General features: G+C 62.7%; 21 protein-coding genes. 12 read left to right on the forward strand and 9 right to left on the reverse strand.

The window, feature by feature from the left end; all coding sequences use genetic code 11:
- The first annotated feature begins 8 nt into the window (after window positions 1-8).
- Both BM416_RS19920 and BM416_RS19925 read left to right on the forward strand, forming a co-directional pair.
- Window positions 9-1,595: an ABC-F family ATPase gene (locus BM416_RS19920; protein ID WP_092489186.1), complete on the forward strand. Its 1,587-nt coding sequence runs from the start codon at window positions 9-11 to the stop codon at window positions 1,593-1,595.
- Between the two features lie 299 nt (window positions 1,596-1,894).
- Window positions 1,895-3,070: an MFS transporter gene (locus BM416_RS19925; RefSeq protein WP_092489187.1), complete on the forward strand. Its 1,176-nt coding sequence runs from the start codon at window positions 1,895-1,897 to the stop codon at window positions 3,068-3,070.
- Here the strand turns inward: BM416_RS19925 and BM416_RS19930 are convergent.
- The gene (locus tag BM416_RS19930) at window positions 3,064-4,101 is read right to left on the reverse strand and encodes an alpha/beta hydrolase family protein (protein WP_092489188.1); all 1,038 of its coding nucleotides are present in this window, start codon (window positions 4,099-4,101) and stop codon (window positions 3,064-3,066) included. The two genes, BM416_RS19925 and BM416_RS19930, sit on opposite strands and share 7 nt — an antisense overlap.
- A gap of 240 nt (window positions 4,102-4,341) precedes the next feature.
- A complete protein-coding gene (locus BM416_RS19935) occupies window positions 4,342-4,953 on the reverse strand; it encodes an FMN-dependent NADH-azoreductase (protein ID WP_092489189.1) in 612 nt (203 codons plus the stop codon).
- 126 nt (window positions 4,954-5,079) lie between these two features.
- Here BM416_RS19935 and BM416_RS19940 point away from each other — a divergent pair, with 126 nt between their 5' ends.
- Together BM416_RS19940 and BM416_RS19945 are read left to right on the forward strand one after the other, a co-directional pair.
- Window positions 5,080-5,988, forward strand: coding sequence for a LysR substrate-binding domain-containing protein (locus BM416_RS19940; RefSeq protein WP_092489190.1), 909 nt, complete (start codon window positions 5,080-5,082; stop codon window positions 5,986-5,988).
- A complete protein-coding gene (locus BM416_RS19945) occupies window positions 5,985-6,347 on the forward strand; it encodes an MmcQ/YjbR family DNA-binding protein (protein WP_092489191.1) in 363 nt (120 codons plus the stop codon). The genes BM416_RS19940 and BM416_RS19945 overlap by 4 nt, the downstream gene beginning before the upstream one ends.
- Here BM416_RS19945 and BM416_RS19950 read toward each other — a convergent pair.
- Both BM416_RS19950 and BM416_RS19955 read right to left on the reverse strand, forming a co-directional pair.
- Window positions 6,330-6,713 carry a DUF1294 domain-containing protein gene (locus tag BM416_RS19950; protein WP_092489192.1) on the reverse strand — a complete coding sequence of 128 codons (384 nt, stop codon included), beginning with the start codon at window positions 6,711-6,713 and terminating at the stop codon, window positions 6,330-6,332. The two genes, BM416_RS19945 and BM416_RS19950, sit on opposite strands and share 18 nt — an antisense overlap.
- Entirely contained in the window at window positions 6,710-7,540 is an 831-nt protein-coding gene (locus BM416_RS19955; RefSeq protein ID WP_027607910.1) for an undecaprenyl-diphosphate phosphatase, read from the reverse strand. Before BM416_RS19955 ends, BM416_RS19950 begins: the two co-directional genes overlap by 4 nt.
- Before the next feature lie 229 nt (window positions 7,541-7,769).
- On the opposite strand from BM416_RS19955, the gene BM416_RS19960 reads away from it, so the two are divergent.
- The 3 genes from BM416_RS19960 to BM416_RS19970 all read left to right on the forward strand — a co-directional run bounded on the left by BM416_RS19960 (window position 7,770) and on the right by BM416_RS19970 (window position 10,664).
- Window positions 7,770-9,404, forward strand: coding sequence for a methyl-accepting chemotaxis protein (locus BM416_RS19960; RefSeq protein WP_092489193.1), 1,635 nt, complete (start codon window positions 7,770-7,772; stop codon window positions 9,402-9,404).
- A gap of 178 nt (window positions 9,405-9,582) precedes the next feature.
- A complete protein-coding gene (gene pnuC / locus BM416_RS19965; RefSeq protein WP_092489194.1) occupies window positions 9,583-10,146 on the forward strand; it encodes a nicotinamide riboside transporter PnuC in 564 nt (187 codons plus the stop codon).
- Window positions 10,143-10,664: an AAA family ATPase gene (locus BM416_RS19970; protein WP_092489195.1), complete on the forward strand. Its 522-nt coding sequence runs from the start codon at window positions 10,143-10,145 to the stop codon at window positions 10,662-10,664. Before pnuC ends, BM416_RS19970 begins: the two co-directional genes overlap by 4 nt.
- Before the next feature lie 34 nt (window positions 10,665-10,698).
- Here BM416_RS19970 and ggt read toward each other — a convergent pair whose 3' ends face one another.
- A complete protein-coding gene (gene ggt / locus BM416_RS19975; protein WP_092489196.1) occupies window positions 10,699-12,423 on the reverse strand; it encodes a gamma-glutamyltransferase in 1,725 nt (574 codons plus the stop codon).
- Window positions 12,424-12,583: 160 nt separating this feature from the next.
- On the opposite strand from ggt, the gene BM416_RS19980 reads away from it, so the two are divergent.
- Window positions 12,584-13,234, forward strand: coding sequence for a TetR/AcrR family transcriptional regulator (locus BM416_RS19980; protein WP_092489197.1), 651 nt, complete (start codon window positions 12,584-12,586; stop codon window positions 13,232-13,234).
- A gap of 10 nt (window positions 13,235-13,244) precedes the next feature.
- Here the strand turns inward: BM416_RS19980 and BM416_RS19985 are convergent, their stop codons facing one another.
- The 4 genes from BM416_RS19985 to BM416_RS20000 all read right to left on the reverse strand — a co-directional run bounded on the left by BM416_RS19985 (window position 13,245) and on the right by BM416_RS20000 (window position 19,068).
- Window positions 13,245-16,766 carry a molybdopterin cofactor-binding domain-containing protein gene (locus BM416_RS19985; protein WP_092489198.1) on the reverse strand — a complete coding sequence of 1,174 codons (3,522 nt, stop codon included), beginning with the start codon at window positions 16,764-16,766 and terminating at the stop codon, window positions 13,245-13,247.
- A gap of 2 nt (window positions 16,767-16,768) precedes the next feature.
- The gene (locus BM416_RS19990) at window positions 16,769-17,254 is read right to left on the reverse strand and encodes a (2Fe-2S)-binding protein (RefSeq protein ID WP_092489199.1); all 486 of its coding nucleotides are present in this window, start codon (window positions 17,252-17,254) and stop codon (window positions 16,769-16,771) included.
- A 142-nt stretch (window positions 17,255-17,396) separates the two neighbouring features.
- A complete protein-coding gene (locus BM416_RS19995) occupies window positions 17,397-17,831 on the reverse strand; it encodes a MarR family winged helix-turn-helix transcriptional regulator (protein ID WP_092489237.1) in 435 nt (144 codons plus the stop codon).
- 184 nt (window positions 17,832-18,015) lie between these two features.
- Window positions 18,016-19,068 (reverse strand): 2,5-dihydroxypyridine 5,6-dioxygenase, encoded by a 1,053-nt coding sequence (locus BM416_RS20000; RefSeq protein ID WP_092489200.1) that lies wholly within the window; start codon window positions 19,066-19,068, stop codon window positions 18,016-18,018.
- Window positions 19,069-19,374: 306 nt separating this feature from the next.
- Between BM416_RS20000 and BM416_RS20005 the strand changes: the two genes are divergently transcribed.
- The 4 genes from BM416_RS20005 to BM416_RS20020 are packed head-to-tail and all read left to right on the forward strand — an operon-like array spanning window position 19,375 to window position 22,734.
- The gene (locus tag BM416_RS20005; RefSeq protein WP_092489201.1) at window positions 19,375-20,508 is read left to right on the forward strand and encodes an FAD-dependent monooxygenase; all 1,134 of its coding nucleotides are present in this window, start codon (window positions 19,375-19,377) and stop codon (window positions 20,506-20,508) included.
- Window positions 20,505-21,305, forward strand: coding sequence for an alpha/beta fold hydrolase (locus BM416_RS20010; RefSeq protein WP_092489202.1), 801 nt, complete (start codon window positions 20,505-20,507; stop codon window positions 21,303-21,305). Before BM416_RS20005 ends, BM416_RS20010 begins: the two co-directional genes overlap by 4 nt.
- 10 nt (window positions 21,306-21,315) lie before the next feature.
- Entirely contained in the window at window positions 21,316-22,068 is a 753-nt protein-coding gene (locus BM416_RS20015; RefSeq protein WP_092489203.1) for a maleate cis-trans isomerase family protein, read from the forward strand.
- 33 nt (window positions 22,069-22,101) lie between these two features.
- Entirely contained in the window at window positions 22,102-22,734 is a 633-nt protein-coding gene (locus BM416_RS20020; protein WP_092489204.1) for an N-carbamoylsarcosine amidohydrolase, read from the forward strand.
- Window positions 22,735-22,840 lie beyond the last annotated feature (106 nt).

Here is a 22,840-nt window from a genome sequence, read left to right on the forward strand (position 1 = left end):
TAAAGTAATTGATCTCCACAGCTAACATCACCATGCAGTTCGGCGCCAAGCCGCTCTTTGAGAACGTCTCGGTCAAGTTCGGCGCCGGCAACCGGTATGGTCTGATCGGTGCCAACGGTTGCGGCAAGTCGACCTTCATGAAAATCCTCGGCGGCGACCTCGATCCGTCCGGTGGCCAGGTCATGCTGGAGCCGAATGTGCGCCTGGGTAAGCTGCGCCAGGACCAGTTCGCCTACGAAGAATTCACCGTGCTCGACACCGTGATCATGGGCCACGAGGAGCTGTGGAAGGTCAAGGCCGAGCGCGACCGTATCTACTCGCTGCCGGAAATGAGCGAAGACGACGGCATGGCCGTGGCCGAGCTGGAAACCGAGTTCGCCGAGATGGACGGCTATACCGCCGAATCCCGTGCCGGTGAACTGCTGCTGGGCCTGGGTATTCCCCTGGAACAGCATTTCGGCCCGATGAGCGAAGTCTCCCCCGGCTGGAAACTGCGTGTGTTGCTGGCCCAAGCGCTGTTCTCGGACCCGGAAGTGCTGTTGCTCGACGAACCGACCAACCACCTGGACATCAACACCATCCGCTGGCTGGAAAACATCCTGACCCAGCGCTCCAGCCTGATGATCATCATCTCTCACGACCGTCACTTCCTGAACAGCGTGTGCACCCACATGGCTGACCTGGACTACGGCGAGCTGCGCCTGTTCCCGGGCAACTACGACGAGTACATGACCGTGGCGACCCAGTCCCGCGAGCAACTGCTGTCGGACAACGCCAAGAAGAAAGCGCAGATCTCCGAGCTGCAGTCCTTCGTCAGCCGCTTCTCGGCCAACGCCTCGAAAGCCAAGCAGGCCACTTCCCGCGCCAAGGCGATCGACAAGATCCAGCTGGCCGAGGTCAAGCCTTCGAGCCGCGTGAGCCCGTTCATCCGTTTCGAACAGAACAAGAAGCTGCATCGACAGGCGGTCATCGTCGAGCGCATGGCCAAAGGTTTCGACGGCAAGCCGCTGTTCAAGGACTTCAGCTTCCAGATCGAAGCCGGCGAGCGCGTGGCGATCATCGGCCCGAACGGTATCGGCAAGACCACCCTGCTGCGCACCCTGGTCAACGAACTGACTCCAGATGCCGGCAGCATCAAGTGGACCGACGCGGCAGAACTGGGCTACTACGCCCAAGATCACGCGAGTGACTTCGAAAACGACATGAGCCTGTTCGACTGGATGGGCCAGTGGACCCAAGGCGAGCAAGTGATCCGTGGCACCCTGGGGCGCATGCTGTTCTCCAACGACGAGATCCTCAAGTCAGTCAAGGTGATCTCCGGTGGTGAGCAAGGCCGCATGCTGTTCGGCAAGCTGATCCTGCAAAAGCCGAACGTGCTGATCATGGACGAACCGACCAACCACTTGGACATGGAATCCATCGAGGCGCTGAACCTGGCGCTGGAGAACTACCCGGGCACGCTGATCTTCGTCAGCCACGACCGTGAGTTCGTGTCGTCCCTGGCCACCCGCATCATCGAGTTGAGCGCCAACGGCGTGATCGACTTCAGCGGCACCTACGACGATTACCTGCGCAGCCAAGGCGTGGTGTTCTAACAGTAGCGACCTGAACCCCTCGGAGCATGCTTGTTGTGGCGCGGGAGCTTGTTGTGGTGAGCGGGCTTGCCCCGCGCTGGGCTGCGCAGCGGCCCTGAAAACGAACACCGCGTTTTGCCTGGCAGAATGCGGTGTTTTTTATTGGGGCTGCTGCGCAGCCCAGCGCGGGGCAAGCCCGCTCACCACAAAAGCCCGCTCGCCACAGTAAGCCGGTTTCTCAGTCAAAGTAGTTAGCCTGCTTCCTTTTCCCCCAAGCCCTTGCCATGATGCATTCACCGCCCGCCCGCGAACGAGTGCCCATGTCCAACGCCGCCTCCTCCTCCCTGTCGATCACCCTGCAGATCGTCTCCATCGTCTTCTACACCTTCATCGCCTTTATCTGCATCGGCCTGCCGATTGCGGTAATCCCGGGCTATGTCCATGAGCAACTGGGCTTCAGCGCGGTGGTGGCCGGGATCACCATCGGCTCGCAGTACCTGGCAACCCTGCTCAGCCGCCCCATGGCCGGGCGCATGTCCGACAACGTCGGCACCAAGCGCGCGATTGTGCTGGGGCTGGCGGGCATCCTGGTCAGCGGCGTGTTGACGTTCTTCGCTACCCTGGTGGACAGCCTGCCCAGCCTGAGCCTGGGGATTCTGATCGTCGGACGGCTGTTGCTGGGCGTGGCCCAAGGCCTGATCGGCGTGGGCACCATCAGTTGGTGCATGGGCCAGGTCGGGGCGGAGCACACGGCGCGGTCGATTTCGTGGAATGGCATTGCCTCCTACGGTGCCATCGCCATCGGCGCGCCGCTCGGGGTGGTGATGGTCGCCGAATATGGCTACACCAGCCTGGGTATCGCGCTGTCGGTGTTGGCGGCGCTGGGCCTGGTGCTGATCCGCAATAAACCCTCGGTGCCGGTGGTGCGCGGCGAACGCCTGCCGTTCTGGGCGGTGTTCGGGCGCATCGCACCCTTTGGTGCCAGCCTGTGCCTGGCGTCCATCGGCTACGGCACCCTGACCACCTTTATCACCCTGTATTACCTCAATCGCGGCTGGGCCGGCGCGGCGTACTGCCTCACGGTGTTTGGCGTGTGTTTTATCCTCTCGCGGCTGCTGTTCATCTCCGCGATCAGCCGTTTTGGCGGCTTCAGGGCGGCGATTGCCTGCATGATCATCGAGACCCTGGGCCTGACGCTGCTGTGGCTGGCACCGTCCACCGGCGTAGCCTTGATCGGTGCAGGGCTGACCGGCTTTGGCTTGTCGCTGGTGTACCCGGCGCTGGGCGTGGAGGCCATCAAGCAGGTGCCGAACAGCAGTCGCGGTGCGGGCCTGAGTGCCTATGCGGTGTTTTTCGACCTGGCCCTGGCGATTGCCGGGCCGTTGATGGGCGCCGTGGCGCTGAACCTGGGTTACAGCTGGATTTTCTTCTGCGCAGCGGTGCTGTCGGTCACGGCGCTGGGCGTGACCTTGCTGCTCAAGCGCCGCGCTTACTGATCGGCGGTCTGCAAGCCGGCGCGGGTAGCCTGACCGAGGGTGTGGGTGAAAAAACGCCCGGCCTCGGAGATCAGGTCGCGGTGGATGCCTTCACGGTCGACGCCGTCGGCATCGGTGCAGATCGCCGGCATTGCGGCCAATTGGTCGCTGTCACACGGCGCCATGAACACGAAGTGCCCTGCCCCCGCCAGCAGCTTGAAGTCCGGTGGCTCCGGCAGCTTGCGCGCCAGGGCGGCGGCGTTCTTGTCGACCGCCACCAGCTTGTCGCCATCGCCGCTGTAGAGCAGCACCGGCACATGCACGTCGGCCAGGGTGTGACGGCCGAACATCAGGCTCAACGGCGCCATCAACATCAAGGCATGAATGCGCGGGTCGGATTGCGGCTGCAGGTCGTCACGGTCCACCACCAGTTCGCCCTTGGTGGTGCAGGCATCGCGGTCTTCGGGGCGTTCCTGGCAATAGCGGCGCAGGCGGTCGAAGTCCGGCTTGGCACCGGCCAGGATCAACGCGGTTTCGCCACCGGCCGAATAGCCGATAACGCCCACCTGATCGACGTTGACGAACGGCGACAGCATCGGGTCGGCCAGGGTTGCGGTGATCGCTTCGGAAATCTGGATCGGCCGGCCGTACAGGTTACTCACCGTGCCCAGGCGGCTGTGGTCCTTATAGTTATCGCCGGGATGCAACACCGCGACCACCACAAAGCCTTTGCGCGCCAGGGAGGTGGCCAGGTCATGCAGGGCCAGCGGCGTACCGGTGTTGCCATGGGACAGCATCAACATCGGAAAGCGGCCAATGGCGATCTTGGAATCTTCGCTGGCAGCGACCTGATAGGGCCCCAGTTGCGTGCTGTGTTCAGCGTCGGTGGACGGGTAGAAGGCCACGGCTTTCATCGGCTGCAGGTCCAGCGGGTCGAGAAAGCTCATGCGATGGAAGCCCACACTCCAATGGGGGTGCGGCGCGGGCGCGGCGTGCACTGAAATCAGGCCGCCCAGCAGGGAAAGAACCATAACGGCACAAAGACGCATCATGAGGATGTCCACCTTTGCTGCGTAACCACGTTCAACACCCGCGGCATGTCTATATGAAAAGTCCATGGTTCAAGGCACTCGCATCGGGTGATAACCCCATGCGTGCATAACCTGGGCCAAAGTAATGACAGCGGGCAAACGAAAAAACTCCGTATTCCGGTCGTTTCAGGCGACAAGAATACAGAGTTTAGGCGCCCGGCTTCGGATTGAAACCGAGCAGAGGCGAAATTTACACAAGCCTTACGCAGCAGCGAACAATTGTTCGTTGATGAGCACGTTGGCGTCGCTCAAGGCCTTGCTGCGGAACTCATCGCCATAGGCCAGGCCATGGGCGCGGACGAATTCGATGTCGGTAATGCCGAGGAAGCCCAGCATCACCTTGAGGTATTCCTCGTGGGCCACACCGGTTGCCTGGCCAACATGCAGGCCGCCGGAGGTGGACACGATGATGACTTTCTTGTTACCGCACAGGCCTTCAGGGCCGGCTTCGGTGTAACGGAAGGTCTGGCCGGCAACAGCGATGCGGTCGATCCAGGCTTTCAACTGGGTTGGAATGGTGAAGTTGTACATCGGCGCACCGATCACCACGGCGTCGGCGGCGAGGAATTCGGCCAGGCTGTTGGCACTCAGGTCGGCCTCTTGCTGTTGCGCGGCGTCACGCAGTTCGGCGGCGGTGCCAAGGGCGCCCAGGGTCGCGCCGGAGAAGTGGTTGATGCCTTCGCTGGCGAGGTCACGGTAGGTCACTTCCACACCTGGCTCGGCCGCCTGCCAGGCCTTGACCACGCCAGCGCTGAGCTGACGGGAAGCCGAGTTGTCGCCGAGGATGCTGGAATCGATGTGCAACAGTTTCATGGTGGATCTCCGAGTGTGGGATCGACAGTGGCGATCAGATGGTGGTGATGCTACGCATGAAACCAATAGTCGATAAGTCGCCTGAAATGCGATAGTTTGTCCCACTGACAGGACAATAGGCTGACCATGCAAGACCTCAACGACCTCTACTATTTCGCCAAAGTCGTCGAAGCCGGCGGCTTTGCGGCGGCCGGGCGGCTGTTGGGCATTCCCAAGTCGCGGCTGTCGCGGCGCATTGCCGAGCTGGAAGAACGCCTCGGCGCACGCCTGCTGCAACGCACCACGCGGCAACTGACCCTGACCGCCGTCGGCGAGCGCTACCTGCGCCACTGCCAGGCGATGCTGCTCGAAGCGGAAATGGCCGACGAGGCCGTCGCCAGCATGTCCAGCGAACCCCGTGGGCGGCTGAGGGTGACGTGCCCGGTGGGGCTGGCGCAAAACATAATGCCGGATGTGGTGGCGGGTTTTCTGGCTGCTCACCCCCAGGTGCAGCTGGAGATGACCCTGGTCAACCGCCGTGTCGACCTGGTAGCCGAAGGCATCGATGTGGCGCTGCGCGTGCGCGAACTCGGCGATGAAGACCCGCTGCTGGTCACCAAGCGCCTGCGCCCCGCCCAGACGGCCCTGGTCGCCAGCCCGAACTTTTTGCACGGTCGACACATCAACACCCTCGACGACCTCAAGCAACTGCCGATACTCGGCGCGCTGGAAGCTGACCGCATGGTGCACCAACGCATCCTCGACCCCGAAGGCAACCCCCACGACCTGGTGATGGAAGCGCGCCTGGGCGTCGATGACTTCAACGTACGCAAGGCCAGCGCCATCATGGGCCTGGGCTTTACCGTGCTGCCAATGATGTACTGCGAAGAAGAACTGGCCAGCGGCCGGCTCGTACAGTTGCTGCCGGAGTGGTCGTTGCCGGGCGGCTGGCTGCAGGCCGTCTACCCGCATCGACGCGGCGTGCTGCCGGCGATTCGCGCCTGGATCGATTACCTGGAAGAAGGCTTCAAAAGCTGCGGAGACCGCCTGCTATGAAAATGACCGAAGCACAGGTCGCGAGTTTCTGCCTGAGCCTGCCCGGCGCGCGGGAAGACTACAAATGGGGCGGCGTGCGAGTGTTCTCGATCGCCGGCAACAAGATGTTCGCCCTGCAGAACCTGCGCGGCGACTCGCTGGCGTTCAAGGTCGACAAGGACTTGTTCCTCGGCCATGTGGACCGTCCCGGCATCCACCCGGCGCCGTACCTGGCACGCGCGCAGTGGATCATCATGAACACGCCCTACCCGCTGGGGGCCGAGGAACTGCGAAGCCTGTTGCAGCGCTCCCACCAGTTGGTGGTGAGCAAATTGCCCAAGCGCACACAGGTGGGGTTGCTGCTAGAGAACGGACAGTAGCGTGCCACCGAGGAACAACTGGTCCAGCCAGAACACCTGGTGCAACAGCACGATCACCCAGAACAGCACCTGGTAAGACACCTTGCGCGTCTTGTGCCGAAACACCTGCTGGGCAATCAGCGCCCCTGGCCAGCCGCCCGCCAGTTCCACGGCGTGGAGGATGTTTTCCGGGGTGCGCCAACTGTCGGTGCGGGCCTTGCGCTTGTCGCTCCAGTACAGGAAAAACGCGATGACGCTGACCACCCCATAGGCCACCAGCGGAATCACGGTTTCGCCGCGTTGCCACACCAGTACCGACCCCACCAGCGGCGCCGCGCACAGCAGCACAAAGATCGCCGCTTTCAAGCGCGGATGCTGAACCATCATGCCTTGGCCGCTGCCCAGTCGATCCAGCCGAATTGCCAGGTCGCCAGGATCAGCAGGCCGAACGCAATGCGGTACCAGGCGAACGCCGCGTAGCTATGGCTGGCGATGAATTTGAGCAGGCCCTTGACCGCGATCATCGCGAAGATGAACGAGGTGACGAAGCCAATGGCAAACACCGGCAGGTCCGCCGGCTGGAACAGGTCGCGGTATTTGTAGCCCGAGTACACCGCCGCACCGACCATGGTCGGCATGGCCAGGAAGAATGAAAACTCGGTGGCGGTCTTGCGCGACAGGCCGAACAGCAGGCCGCCGATGATGGTCGAGCCGGAGCGCGACGTACCCGGGATCATCGCCAGGCACTGGGCAAAACCGACCTTGAGCGCGTCTTTCCAGGTGATGTCATCGACGCTTTCGGCGTGCACTTCATGCTCGCGGCGCTCGGCCCACAGCATCACGATGCCGCCGATCACCAACGCGGCTGCCACGGTGATCGGGTTGAACAGGTAATGGTGGATCAGGTCGGCAAAGATCACCCCCAGCACCACGGCCGGCAGGAACGCGATCAGCAGGTTGACCGTGAAGCGCTGGGCATTGCGCTGGGTCGGCAAGCCGGTGACCACGTCGAGGATCTTGCGCCGGAATTCCCAGACCACCGCGAGGATCGCACCCAGCTGGATGATGATGTTGAACGCCATGGCGCGTTCGCCGCCGAAGTCGAGCAAATCGGCGACGATAATCTGGTGTCCGGTGCTGGAGATCGGCAGGAACTCGGTAAGCCCCTCCACGACGCCAAGAATCAATGCCTGAATGGCGGTCCAAAAATCCATGCTTCCCCCAAAGGTCATGCGCTGTGGCATGCCTTATCAATCTTTTAATGGTTCACTGACGAGCGCACTCAAGTGCCCGGTGTTGACCATGGTCAATGCCGGTCTGCAAAAATTCTGTGAAAAATCAGGCAGTACTCAGGTTTTGCGATTTCAGGCCGAAAGCCTATCAGACGAGGCGTAAAAGTCGATGCGACGCCCACAATTATAAAAAGCCCGGAGTGACAGGACGATGAACAGTTTGCGCAATATGTCGATCAGCCGACGCCTCTGGATGATCCTGATCGTCGCCGTGCTGATGCTGATGGCCCTGGGTTTGCTGATGCTCAAGCAGATCCACGACGACCTGTACCAGGCCAAGCGCCAGCAGACCCAGCACGTGGTCCAGACCGCCAGCGGGATCCTGACGTTTTATCACAGCCTCGAAACCACCGGCGTGATGACCCGCGAAGCGGCGCAAAAACAAGCCCTGAGCGCGGTGCGCGGCCTGCGCTATGACCACGACGACTACTTCTGGATCAATGACCTCACCCCCGTGATGATCATGCACCCGGCCAACCCCAAGCTGGACGGCCAGAACCTCTCGGCCATCCGCGATCCCGACGGGTTTGCCGTGTTCAACGAGTTCGTGATCCTGGCCAAGGCCAAGGGTGCCGGCATCATCAACTACCGCTGGCCGAAGCCGGGCGCGGATGCGCCGGTGGCGAAAACCTCGTATATCCAGTTGTTCGAGCCGTGGGGCTGGATCATCGGCTCCGGCGTGTACGTGGACGATGTGCAGGCCGAGTTCAACAGCCAAGTGTGGAAGGCCTCGTTTATCGTCCTCGGCATCGCACTGGTGATGGCCCTGCTGGTATCGCTGATTGCCCGCAGCATCGTGCGCCCCCTGCAGGATGCGGTGAACGCCATGGGCAACATCGCCAGCGGCGAAAGCGACCTGACCCGCAGCCTCGATACCCACGGCCGCGACGAAGTCACCCAACTGTCCCAGCACTTCAACACCTTCACGGCCAAGCTGCGCCAGGTCGTCAGCCAGTTGCAGGTGTGCGCCAACGCCCTGGGCCAGTCGTCCACGGAGCTGGGCAACAACGCGACCCAGGCCCATGACCGCAGCCAGCAACAGTCCCAGCAGATGGAACTGGTGGCCACCGCCATCAATGAAGTCACCTACGGCGTGCAGGACGTGGCCAAGAACGCCGAACACGCCGCCAGCGAAATGCGCGATGCCCAAGCCCAGGCGCAGCAAGGCCAGGTCAATATCGACAGCAGCCTGCAGCAGATCGACCAGCTCTCCACCACCATCAGCCAGGCCGTGGAAGTGATCCGCACCTTGTCCAGCGAAAGCACGCAGATCGGTGGTGTGTTGGAAGTGATCCGCTCCATCGCCGACCAGACCAACCTGCTGGCCCTCAACGCCGCCATCGAAGCCGCACGCGCCGGGGAACAAGGCCGTGGTTTTGCCGTGGTGGCCGATGAAGTCCGCCTGCTGGCCCAGCGCACGCAAAAATCCACCGCCGAGATCCAGGCGATGATCGAGCGCCTGCAAGGTCACTCGGAAGCCGCGGTCAAGGTGATCAGCGACAGCCACAGCGCCTCGCAACTGACTATCGAACAAGCCGGCCAGGCCGGTGCCAGCCTCACCGCCATCGGCCAGGCGCTGCACAACCTCAACGGTTTGAATGCCTCGATTGCCAGCGCCACCCTGCAACAGGCCCATGTGGTGGAAGACATCAACCAGAACGTCACCCAGGCTGCGAGCCTGTCCCACAGCACCGCAATGGCGGCCGAGCAGTCCAACGTGGCCAGCGTGCATTTACGCGGGCTGAGCGAGCAGCTCGACGGCCTCTTGCGCCAGTTCAAGGTCTAACACTGCTCCAAATATGGGATGGGGCTTGCCCCCGATGGCGATACATCAGTCTGCATATGTGCAGCTGACCCTCCGCTATCGGGGGCAAGCCCCCTCCCACATTTGCCCTACTGTGTTTTGAAGATTGCTGGCCTCTGGTTACAATCCCCGCCCTCTCCCACTCTCCCAAGGAACCGCCATGTCCGGGCTTGAACTGTTCGCCGCCGCCCTGGGGGTGATCGCTGTCTGGCTGACGGTCAAGCAAAACCCCTGGTGCTGGCCCATCGGCCTGGTGATGGTGTTGCTGTACACCTGGGTGTTCTATGACGTGAAGCTCTATTCCGACATGCTGCTGCAGGTGGTCTATGCCGCCTTGCAAGTCTACGGCTGGTGGCAGTGGACCCGCGCCGGCGAGGTCAGGCAAGGGCGCCAGGTCACCCGCCTGGGTTGGCCGGCAATCATGACCAGCATGGCCATCGGCGCGGTCGGCAGCCTGCTGCTGGGCGCCGCGATGGCGCACTGGACCGATGCCGCCCAGCCCTGGCTCGACGCCGCCCTCACCGGTTTCAGCCTGGTGGCGCAACTGTGGATGGCGCAGAAACGCGTGCAATGCTGGCCGCTGTGGATTGCCGTGGACGTGATTTTTGTCGGGCTGTTCCTCTACAAAGGCTTGTATCTCACCGCTGCGCTCTATGCCCTGTTCACCGTGATCGCCGTGCAAGGCTGGCGTGAATGGCTCGCCGACCCGGCGCTGCGCGCATGAAGGTGGTGGTCCTGGCCGGTCCCGAGTCCAGCGGTAAAAGCTGGCTGGCCGCCGAGCTGCACGCGCATTTCGGTGGGCTGATGGTCGGTGAGTACGTGCGGTATTTCATCGACCGGCACCAGCGCGACACCCACCTGGGGGATATCCCGGCGATCGCCCACGGCCAACTGGCCTGGGAAGATGCCGCCCGCGCCCGGCAGCCGCGCCTGCTGGTCCTCGACACGCACCTGCTGACCAACAGACTGTGGAGCCAGACCCTGTTCGGCGACTACCCCGCATGGCTCGACGACGAACTGCTGGCGCGGCATTACGACCTGCACCTGCTGCTGTCGCCGGATGATGTGGAATGGACCGCCGACGGCCAGCGCTGCCAACCGGAACTGGCCGACCGCCAGGCGTTTTTCCAGGACAGCCTGGCGTGGATGCAGGCGCATCGACAGGCGGTGGTGGTCATCAGGGGGAGTTGGGAGGAGCGCCGCACCGCCGCGTTTGCTGCGGTAGAACAGCTGTTGTGGTGAGCGGGCAAGCCCGCTCACTACGACACCAGGGGGGTTAGTAGCCCAGCGACAGGCCGGTATTACGACGCGGGTCATTCGCGCCATAGAAGCGGTTGTTACCCACCGGCTTACCCTCCAGGGACGGTGCCCCCACCAGGATCGCCGCCAAGTGGTTGGCATCCTGCGGCCCGGCAAACTTGTGGCCCCAGCTTTCCAGAATCTTCTGGGTGTCCGGGCTGACCGCGAAGGTCTCCAGGTTGGTGGTTTCCGGCATCCATTGCTGGTGGAAACGCGGCGCGTCCACGGCTTCCTGGATATTCATCTTGTAGTCGATGACATTCAGGATGGTCAGCAAGGTCGCGGTAATGATGCGGCTGCCGCCTGGCGTACCGACGACCATCACGGCCTTGCCGTCCTTGGTCACAATGGTCGGGCTCATCGACGACAGCGGCGCCTTGCCCGGTGCGATGGCGTTGGCTTCACCCTGGACCAGGCCGTACATGTTCGGCACCCCGACCTTGACGGTGAAGTCGTCCATTTCATCGTTGAGGATCACCCCGGTCTTGCTCGCCATCACGCCCGCACCGAACCAGTCGTTGAGGGTGTAAGTGACAGAGACCGCGTTGCCCCACTTGTCGACGATCGAGTAGTGCGTGGTGTTATTGCCTTCGTGCGGCGACACACCCGGCTTGATCGCCTGGGAATCCCCGGCCTTGTGCGGCTCGATGGCGTCACGCAGTTTGGCCGCGTAGTTCTTGTCCAGCAGATGCTCGATCGGGTTCTTCACGAAATCCGGATCGCCCAGGTAGCTGTTACGGTCCACGTAGGCGTGGCGCATGGCTTCGATCTGGTAGTGCAGGCCCTGGGCCGAGTGATAGCCGAGGTCGGCCATCGGGTAGCCTTCGAGGATGTTCATGATCTGGCAGATCACCACGCCGCCCGAGCTTGGCGGCGGTGCCGAGACCACGTGGTAGCCGCGGTAGTCGCACTCGATGGGCGCCAGTTCGCGGGTCTTGTACTTGTCCAAGTCGGCCTGGGTGATGATGCCCTTGCCGGCCTGGCTGGAATCCACCAAGGCCTTGGCGACCCACCCTTTATAGAAACCGTCGCTGCCCTTGGCGGAGATTTCCTTCAGGGTTTTCGCCAGGTCTTTCTGCACCAGCTTCTGGCCGACCTGCAGCGGCTGGCCGTTGTGCAGGAAGATCCCGCGCATATCCTTGTCTTTTTCGAACTCACCGGTGGCGGTGTGCAGCAGGTCGATATCGCCCTGCTCCAGGGCAAAGCCGTTTTCCGCCAGCTTGATCGCCGGGGCAATCACCTGGGCGCGCTTGAGGGTGCCGTACTTGCTCAGGGCCAGCTCCATGCCGGACACGGTGCCGGGCACGCCGACCGCCAGGTGCCCCTTGGCACTCAAGCCTTCGACCACATTGCCGGCCTTGTCCAGGTACATATCGGCGGTGGCCGCCAACGGGGCTTTTTCGCGGAAGTCGAGGAAGGTCTTGCGCCCATCCGCCAGTTGCACGGTCATGAACCCGCCGCCACCCAGGTTACCCGCCGCCGGGTACACCACCGCCAGCGCGTAGCCGACCGCCACGGCGGCATCCACCGCGTTACCGCCGGCCTTGAGTACATCCACACCGACATGCGTGGCCAAATGCTGGGCGGTCACCACCATGCCATTTTCACCGGCCACCGGGGCCTGGGAAGCGGCCTGTACGCCGCTGACGGTCAACACCAGGGCGGTGGCAATCAGTGTGCGGCTGAAGGGTTGGTATTTCATCCATGGCTACTCTAGTTATTGAGATGCACCAAAATAGCCCGTCCCGAATTTAATCCCCAGCGCAATGGCGTTTTTATTACAGAACCTGTCGGTCACGGAACGGAGCGGAAAAAGCCCATGTTATATTTCGCGCCCAAACTGTCCTGCAAGGCGCTTTGACATGGCGATCAAGAAGACCGGAGTTCGTGCCCAACAGGCGGACCAGACGCGTTCGCGCATTCTGCAGGCGGCGGTCAAGGTGTTCACCCGCGACGGCTATTCCGGTGGGCGCGTCGACACCATTTCCAAGGAAGCCGACTCCAACGACCGCATGCTCTATTACTACTTCGGCAGCAAGGAACACCTGTTCGTCTGCGTACTGGAACACACCTACGAGCAGTTCAACCACGCCGAAAGCACACTCAAGCTGGACCTTGATGCGCCGGTGCAGGCCCTGCGCGAGCTGGTTGCGTTTATCTGGAACTACTACATCAAGCACCCGGAGTTCGTGGCGATCCTGAGCATCGAAAACCTGCACCAGGGCAAGCACGCCAAGCAGTCCGGCGAATTGCGCAGGCTGTCGGGGGAAGCGGTCGGTGTATTGCGCCCGATCATCGAAGCCGGCCAGGCCCAAGGCGTGTTCCGCGAGGATGTCGACCTCAAGCACGTGTACTTGATGATCGCCTCGCTGTGCTACTTCTATAACTCCAACCGCCACACTCTCAGCTCATTCCTCGGCGAAGACTTGTCGAACAAGGGGCAGCAGCAGGATTGGCTGGGGTTTATCAGTGACCTGGTGGTGCGCGGCGTGATCCCCCTCCCACCGCTTTAGCCCTGCCGTGTCAGTGAGTACCCGGGTTGGCGCGCAGCTGCGCGACCTTGTGTTCCAACCCATTCCACATCGGCGCATTCGGCGCAAACCGCCCGCGCAGGTACGCCACCAGATCCGCCACCTGGCTGTTGGACAAACTGTCCTTGAAACCCGGCATGTAGCCCAGGTCCTTGGTCGCAGGTTTGCCGATGCCTTGCAGGATCACCTTGATCAGATTGTCCGGCTGATCGCTGAACACGTTGGTATTGGTCGCCAGCGATGGGCTCACCCCGAACAATTTCGGCCCCAGCCCGTCGGCGTGGCAGGCCTTGCACGCACCGTCGAACACGCGCCGGCCATTTGGATTTGGCAGCGTGGCAGCCACCTGCACTTCAGCAACGGCCTCGCCCTTCAGCGACGCCAGGTACACCGCCATCGCACGGATATCCGCCTTGGGCAGTTTCGACAACTCGCTCACCACCGGCCCCATCGGGCCTGCCGCCACGCCATGGGCATCGGAATAGCCGGTGCTCAGATAGGTGAATAGCTGATCCTCGGTCCACGGCGTCGGCGCCTTCGACAACCCGGTCAGTGCCGGCGCCTCCCAGCCATCGACCATGCCGCCCGCCAGGAAAAACTTGCCGCCCTTCTCGGCCCCGATGAAATTGCGCGGCGAGTGGCACGCTGCGCAGTGGCCCAAGCCGTTCACCAGATAATTGCCGCGATTCCATTGCTCGCTGCGCTCAGGCTGCAGCGATATTTCACCGCGGCGCAGATTCAACGCATTCCAACCCGCCATCAGCGGCCGGATATTGAACGGAAAACCCATGGCATTCGGCGTCGGCGCCTGGCTGACCGGCGCCTGGGACATCAGGTAGGCGTACAGCGCCTGCATATCCGCATCGTTGATATTGCGAAACGCCGTATAGGGAAACGCCGGGTACAGGTTGCGCCCGTCGCGGCCAATGCCATCGCGCATCGCCCGCTCGAACGCAGGATAAGACCAGGCGCCGATGCCGGTCTCTACATCCGGGGTGATATTGCTGCTGTACAGGGTACCGAAGGGGGTTTCCATGGCCAATCCACCGGCATTGACCGCGCCACCGGGCGCCGTATGGCACACCGCGCAATCGCCCACCGCCGCCAGCAAGCGTCCGCGCTCCAACGTGGCCTTGGACCAGGTGCCGGCACTCGGCGCAGCGATGGGTGCGATTTCATTGTGAAACGGCCAGGCCGTAGCCAGCAGCGCGCCCAACGTCGCGAACAGCGCACCGAACCACCACTTGCGGCGTTTTTCCGGCGACTTGGCCGGCTCACCCAACGTGCCGGCATTCAGCGCCGCCAGCACCCGCTCCGGAGTGATCGGCAATTCGCGAAAACGAATCCCGGTGGCGTCGTAGATCGCATTGGCAATCGCCGCCGCGCTGGGCACCGACGCCGATTCACCCGCGCCCATGGGGGGCTGGTCCTGGCGCGGCATCATCAGCACGTCGATCTGCGGCACCTCGGGGAACGTCAGGATCGGGTAACCGCCCCACTCCTTGCTCGCTACCGTCGATTCTTCAAAGGTCACACGCTCCTTGAGCACGCGGCTGGTGGACTGGATCACATTGCCGTGGATCTGATGCTGCACGCCGGCCGGGTTGATCATCATCCCCGCGTCATGCCCGATCACCACCCGCGTCACCGACACATCGCCGGTGTGTTTGTCGATGGCCACGTCCGCTACCCAGGCGGCCCACGCCGCGCCGAAGCCGGGGAACTTGCTGTGGATGTAGCGCGCGTAGGCAAAGCCGCGACCGCGCAACAGGTGGTCTTCACTGGCGGTCTGCATCGGCGCGGTGCGCGGTGACCAGTTGGCGCGTTCAGCGGTGGATTTCACCAGGTCGATGGCGCGCTCGTCCTTCAGATAGCGCAGGCGGTATTCCACCGGGTCGACGCCGGCCGCGAAGGCCAGTTCATCGATATAGGACTCGTGGGCAAAGGTGTTGGGCAACGCCGACACGCCGCGCATCCACGACGCGCGCACGATGGGCGCCATGTCGTTGATGGTCACGCGCAGGTGGTCGATGTCGTAGGGTGGAATCGAGGTGCGGTCGCCCATCTCGAACATCGCCGCCAGCGGTTCGACGCGGCCGGTGAGCAAGAGGGCCAGGGTCGGTGCACCGTTGGAGGGGTAGCTGGTGTCGAAGTCGTAGGCGGCGATGCTGCCATCGGCGTTGAGGCCGCCGTCCACCTCCATCAACTGCGCGGTGCCCTTGGGCTCCCACAGGTGCTCCTGTTCGCGGCTCAATTGCACGCGCACCGGCTTGCCCACCGCTCGGGACAACAGCAAGGCGTCGGCGCACACATCGTCGGCGCAATTGCGTCCATAACAGCCGGAAGCCTCCATGCGGATGACCTCGATCAGCGCCTCATCGCATTCCAGCAACCATGCCAGGTCGGCGCGCAGCAGGTGCGGGTTCTGGCTGCCCGACCACACGCGGCTGCCGGCCGGCGAGTAATCGGCCAGCCCGCAGGAGGGACCGATGGAGCCATGCATCTGGTATGGCCACAGGTACTTACGCGGCATGCGTTGGCTGGCGTCGGCCAGGGCTGCGTCGACATTGCCCTGGTCGAGCACGGTACGGCGCACCCGTGGGTTATCGCGGATGGCCTGCTCCACATCGCCCATGTCCGGCAGCGCGGTGTTCCAGGGTTTCCACTGCACCTGCAACGCCTGGGCAGCCTTGATCGCCTGCTCTTCGCGCAGCGCCACCACGCCGACAAAATCGCGGATCACCACCACCGCGACGATACCGGGGATATGCGCGATGGAGTCTTCATCCACGCACAACAGGCTGTTGCCGACAAAGTCACCGCAATCAAGCCCCGCATACGGCGGGCGGATCACCCGGCCGTGGAGCATGCCGGGCACACGCATATCGTGCACATAGGTCAGTTCACCGGTGGCCTTGCCCGGGATGTCTACCCGCTCGGCGCCCTTGCCCACCAGGCGGTAGTCCTCGACGGCCTTGAGGGGCGCATCGCCGCTGATACGCAACTGGTCGTGCTGGCCGCTGACCAGTTGCGCGTAGGTGCTGGTGCGCCCGTCGGCGCCGTGAATCACGCCGCCTTCCACCCTGAGGCTGGCCGTGCTCACGTCCCAGCGCCCCGCCGCCCGCGCCAGCAAGAAGCGCCGCGCCTCCGCCGCCGCATTACGCAGTGGGATCGCGGAAATCTGCAATGTGGCGCTGGCAATGGTCGCGCCCTGGTTCGGCACGCGCTCGGTATCGCCGAGGACCATCTTCACCTGCGCCATGTTCAGGTCGAGTTCCTCGGCGACGATCTGCGCCAGCGCGGTACGGATGCCGGTGCCCAGGTCCACATGGCCGTTGAATGCATACACCAGGCCGTCATCGTTGACGGCAATAAACAGCCCCAGCTCCTTGGGCTTCACGCTGGGTGTACCACCCTTGGCCACCGGCCCCGACGGCGGCAGCACGTCATCGACGACCAACAGAACGCCGGTCTTGGCCAGCCACTGGTCACGGGAAAGCGAGGCGTCGGTCATGGTCATCCCTCCACGTTCATCAGGTGCGCGGCTCGCAGCACCGCGCGAAGGATTTCGATATGGGTGCCGCAGCGGCAGAGGTTGCCCGCCAGCTCAACGCGCACTTGGGCTTCGCTGGGGCTGGGGTTACGGTCGAGCAAGGCCTTGGTGGCCATGATCATGCCGTTGAGGCAGTAGCCGCATTGTGCGGCCTGCTCATCGATAAAGGCCTGCTGCACCGGATGCGGCGCCTCGCGGGTGCCGAGGCCTTCGAGGGTGACGATCTCGCGCCCCACCGCGCCCGACAGCGGAAACACACACGACCGCGCAGCGACGCCATCGATGATCACGGTGCACGCACCGCACTCGCCCAGGCCGCAGCCGTACTTGGGGCCGTTGAGTTGCAGGTCATTGCGCAGTACCAGCAACAGCGGTGTATCCGCCATGGCGCTGACTTCGCTGGTTTGCCCATTGACCTCAAGCGCTACCGTGATGTGCTGGCTGATCATTTGCTTCGCCCGAATCATTTGATGAAGTAGACACTACATGAACAAGCCAAAAAAAAGCGTCGCGGACCTGGGGTCTCACGACACACTTGACTGATGAAGTGCCTGCTACATCAACACAAAGCAAAAACGATGCCAGCCAGCTTTATTCCTGGGGATCGTCGATCATCTTGCGCAACAGAAACAGTACCGCGATCCGTTCTGCAGGGTTGAGGTTGCTCATGGTCAATTCGCTGATCTGTGTGGCGCGGGGCGTGGTTTGAGCGACCAGCTCGGCGCCGGCGGCAGACAGGTCGACCACCACCTTGCGCTTGTCCTGCGGGTCGGGCTCAAGGGTGATCAGCTCCTTGGCCTTGAGCCGCTCGACGATCCCGCGAATGGTCGCCTGGTCCACGGCCGTGGCCTTGACCAGTTCGGTGAGGGAACTTGCACCGTGATCGCGCAGCGCGCACAGGGTGACGAACTGCACGGCGGTGAGCTGGGAATCGCCGACATTCTGCTGAAAAATCGCCAGGTGGCGCTGGTAGGCCTTGCGCAACAGGTGACCAACTTGTTCAGAAAAAACGTAGGAATCAGGCACGGCGGGCTCGGTGGGTGGTTGGCGATGGGGAGGCATGATGGCGGGGATGCCGAAATGACTCAAGGATCTCATTGCCTGAATGCGGTCAAAAAAGTGGGAGGCCCCAATAGCGGTGGGTCAGTCAGATTATCTGTAGCGGATCCACCGCTATCGGGGGCTGGCGCCCCCCTCCCACATTGGATTTTCAGCGTGCCAGGGAAGCTTTTGGGGCAACCACATTCCCCCCAATGACCACCGCCTCATCATCCAGATACACATCGCAGTTACGCAGCGGAATATCCATATGGCAGGGCGTCTTGCGGGTGCCACCCACTTCGGTATTCGGCCCGGTGGAGAACAGGAAATTGCCGTAGAACGCCCGCGCATCCATGCACATGCCGTCGTTCTTGTCGTGCAGGCCCATGGCCGTCCACTGCGCCCGTGGCTGCAGGCCCCAGCCGATATGGGAGATGCCGTACACCTCGGGGTCATTGAAGTACTTCATGTAGTCACGCAGGTACTCGGCCTCGAAGCCGCCGTAGATCCCGGTGATAAAGCCCTTCTCGATGTCCAGGGTGATCCGCTCGCGGGCGTAGGTCTTGAACGGCAGCAGAATATCGCCGACATCCAGCACCAGCACGCCCTCGGCGGTTTCTTCATTGGGCCAGGAAAACAGGAAACCGCTGGGCCAATGGTCCCAGCGCCCCGGTTCATCGGCAAAACCGTACTCGGTCACCGACGGGTATTGCCCCAATGCGGCGCGGAAGTCGCTGCCGGCACGGGACTTCACCTGGATCGAACGCGCCTTCTTGAGCACTTGCTCGGCGGCCAGCACACGCACCTTGTCCGCCTCGGTGGGCAGCATGCGCGCCAGTACTTCCGGCGGCTCCACCGCCAACAGGATGCGCGTGCCGGTCTTGAGGATCTGCTCCTGCTCCGGCGAATGCAGCAGCATCATGGTGTCGACGATCAGGTCGGCCGCTTCCAGGGCGCGCTGGGCGGCGAGATTGCCGGTGAGCGCGGTGTCGCCGCAGTAGGCGGTCATGTCATTGCCCATCGCCCGTGGATGGTTGAATGACGGCAGCTCCACCGCATACACCTTGGCCCCCAGGCGCTGCGCCGCATCCATCGCGGCGCGTACGGTGCGCGGGTCGGAGTAATGGCTCTTGAGCACGGCAACGCTCTGGGTCGGGTCGACGTTCGACAGCTTCAGCACATGTTCAAACATTTGGGTCAGTTCGCAATCGCTTACCGGCATTTTCCTGTCTCCTGTGGGCTGCACCACGTTCAGGCATCGCGCTTCACGCTGGTGCATTTTTATAGCGTACACGCCAATTAATTTCGATAAGACCTGAATTGCAGGCGGACTGCAAGTAGCGCAAGAGAACGTTACCTTTTCACACAAAACCAACAGACAAAGGGAAAAATACAGTACAGATGACAAATACAGGCAGATAATAAATTTATCAGCGCGGGCTTCCCATTTGAAAAAAGTAGCGTATACACTTTAAAAACCTTGCGGACAGACGCCGCCAAAAATCAACAGGACAGAGGATCACGCCCCATGGGAAGCACACAAAAAATCGCCATCGTCGGTGCCGGCCTGGGCGGCGCGGCGGCGGCCACCCTGTTGCAGCAAGCCGGCTTCGACGTCGACATCTACGAGCAGGCGCCAGAGTTTTCCCGGCTGGGCGCAGGGATCCACATGGGCCCCAACATCATGAAAATCTTCCGCCGCATGGGTATCGAAAAGCAGCTGGACCTGATGGGCTCGCACCCCGAGTACTGGTTCAGTCGTTGCGGTGAAAGCGGTGATTACCTCTCACGCATCCCGCTCACCGGCTACGGCGCGTCCTACATCACCGTGCACCGCGGCGACCTGCACGCCTTGCAGATGTCCACCCTCAAACCCGGCACCCTGCACTTCAACAAGCGCCTGGAAACCCTCGAAGAAACCGACACCCAGGTGCGCCTGAGTTTCGCTGACGGCGAAGTGACCTACGCCGATATCGTGATCGGTGCCGACGGCATCAATTCGAAGATCCGCGAGGAACTGCTGGGCGTGGAAAAACCGCTGTACAGCGGCTGGGTCGCGCACCGCGCACTGATCCGTGGCGACCAACTGGCCAAGTACGACGTGAAGTTCGAGGACTGCATCAAGTGGTGGACCGAGGACCGCCACATGATGGTCTACTACACCACCGGCAAGCGCGACGAGTACTACTACGTGACTGGCGTGCCCCATGCCGAATGGGACTTCCAGGGCGCGTTCGTCGACAGCAGCCGCGATGAGATGTTCGACGCCTTCAAGGGCTACCATCCCACCGTGCAGGCGCTGATCGAGTGCACCGAAAGCGTGACCAAGTGGCCGTTGCGCAACCGCAATCCGTTACCGCTGTGGAGCCGTGGCCGCCTGGTGCTGCTGGGCGATGCCTGCCACCCGATGAAGCCCCACATGGCCCAAGGCGCCGGCATGGCCATCGAAGACGCCGCGATGCTCACGCGCTGCCTGCAGGAAACCGGCATCAGCGACTACCGCACGGCCTTTGAACTCTACGAAGCCAACCGCAAGGAGCGCGCATCCCGCGTGCAGGCCGTCTCGAACGCCAACACCTGGTTGCGCAGCCAGGAAGACCCGGCCTGGGTGTATGGCTATGACCTCTACGCCCAGCCGCTCAAATCGGGGGTGGCCGCATGAGTACCTTCCTCTACGGCGGCAACGTCCAGGCCAACGGCATTCGCCAGCATTACCTGCGCTATGGCGGCAAAGGCCCGGCGCTGATCCTGATCCCGGGCATCACCAGCCCGGCAATCACCTGGGGCTTCGTGGCCGAGCGCCTGGGCACGCAGTTCGACACCTACGTGCTGGATGTACGCGGGCGCGGGCTGTCCTCGACGGGTCCGGAGCTGGATTACAGCGCGGATACCTGCGCCGAGGACATCGCTGCCTTTGCCGATGCGCTGAACCTGGACAGCTACCACCTGATGGGCCACTCCATGGGCGCGCGCCTTGCCGTACGCAGCGCCGTGCTGCATCCCCAGGGCGTCAACCGCGTGGTGTTGATCGACCCACCGATATCCGGCCCGGGCCGACGGGAGTATCCGAGCAAATTGCCGTGGTACGTCGACTCGATCCGCCAATCCCTGATCGGCATGGACGCCGAGGCGATGCGCGCCTTCTGCGCCACCTGGACCGACGAACAACTGCACCTGCGCGCCGAATGGCTGCACACCTGCTTTGAGCCCGCCATCGTGCGCGCCTTCAATGACTTCCACACGGTGGACTTCCACCAGGACCTGCCCCACCTCATTGCCCCAGCCCTATTGATGGTGGCCGGACGCGGCGGCGTGATCCTCGACGAGGACATCGCCGAGATCCAGGACCTGCAACCGCGCACCCAGGTGGTCCGCGTGCCGAATGCCGGGCACATGATTCCGTGGGATGACCTTGAAGGTTTCTTCGCTGCCCTCGGCGACTTCCTCACACAACAATAAGGACACTCCCATGCAGAAGCCCTACCGCATCGGCCAGATTGTGCCGAGTTCCAACACCACCATGGAGACCGAGATCCCGGCCATGCTCACCGCACGCCAGGCGATCCGCCCCGAGCGCTTTACCTTCCACTCCAGCCGCATGCGCATGAAGCAAGTGCGCAAGGAAGAACTGGCGGCCATGGACGGCGAATCCGACCGCTGCGCCGTCGAGCTGTCCGACGCCAAGGTCGACGTGCTGGGGTATGCGTGCCTGGTAGCGATCATGGCCATGGGCTTGGGTTACCACCGCCAGTCCGAACAACGCCTGCGCAAGGCCACCGCCGATAACGACGCCAACGCCCCGGTGATCACCAGCGCCGGTGCGCTGATCGACGGCTTGAAGGTGATGGGCGCCAGGCGCATCGCGATTGTCGCGCCGTACATGAAACCGCTGACCGAGCTGGTGGTGAACTACATCCGCGAAGAAGGCTTCGAGGTGGTGGACTGGCGCGCGCTGGAGATCCCCGACAACCTCGAAGTGGCCCGCCACGACCCGGCCAACCTGCCGACCATCGTTGCCGGCATGAACCTGGAAGGCGTCGACGTGATCGTGCTGTCGGCTTGCGTGCAGATGCAGTCGCTGCCGGTGGTGGCCAAGGTCGAGGCACAGACCGGCAAGCCGGTGCTCACCGCCGCCATCGCCACCACCTACGCCATGCTCAAGGCGTTGGACCTGGAACCCATCGTTCCCGGTGCGGGCGCCCTGCTCTCCGGTGCGTACTGAAGTGAGCACTACTCGAAAATGAGGGTTGAAAAGATGAGCGAACAATCCGCCGACGCCAACTACCAGGGCGTGTGGGGCAACCGCATCGGCTTCGGCAAGAAAGCCGCGCTGCTGATGATCGACTTCATGCAGGGCTACACCACCGAAGGCGCGCCGTTATATGCACCCGAAGTGGTTGTCGCCGTGACTGAAAGCATCGAGCTGCTGGCCACCGCACGCCAGCACGGGATTGCGGTGGTGCACACCAATATCCGCTACCATCCCGGCCATTTCGCCGATGGCGGTATCTGGGTGAAAAAAGCCCCGGTGATGAAAGACATGGTCGAAGGCAACCCACTGGCGGCGTTCTGCGCCGAGGTACTGCCCCAGGCCGATGAAGTGGTGATCACCAAGCAGTACGCCAGCGCGTTTTTTGGCAGCAGCCTGGCTTCGATGCTGCATGCCCAGGGTATCGACACGGTGGTGCTGGCCGGCTGCTCCACCAGCGGCTGCATTCGGGCGACGGCGGTGGACGCAGTGCAACATGGGTTTCGCACCATCGTCGTGCGTGAGTGCGTCGGTGATCGACACCCGGCCCCCCATGAAGCCAACCTGTTCGACATCGACAGCAAGTACGGCGACGTGGTGAGCAAGCAGGAGGCCATGAGCAAGTTCAGGAAGCAATAAGGCTTTACCACCAACCGCGCCACAGAGCACGGCACCTGCAGAACACTTCTGACACTGCCTTTGGAAGCCGCTTCGACAGCATTCCGAAGTGCTGACACAAAAGCGG

The organism is Pseudomonas sp. NFACC42-2 (assembly GCF_900116055.1).
GTDB lineage: Bacteria > Pseudomonadota > Gammaproteobacteria > Pseudomonadales > Pseudomonadaceae > Aquipseudomonas > Aquipseudomonas marginalis.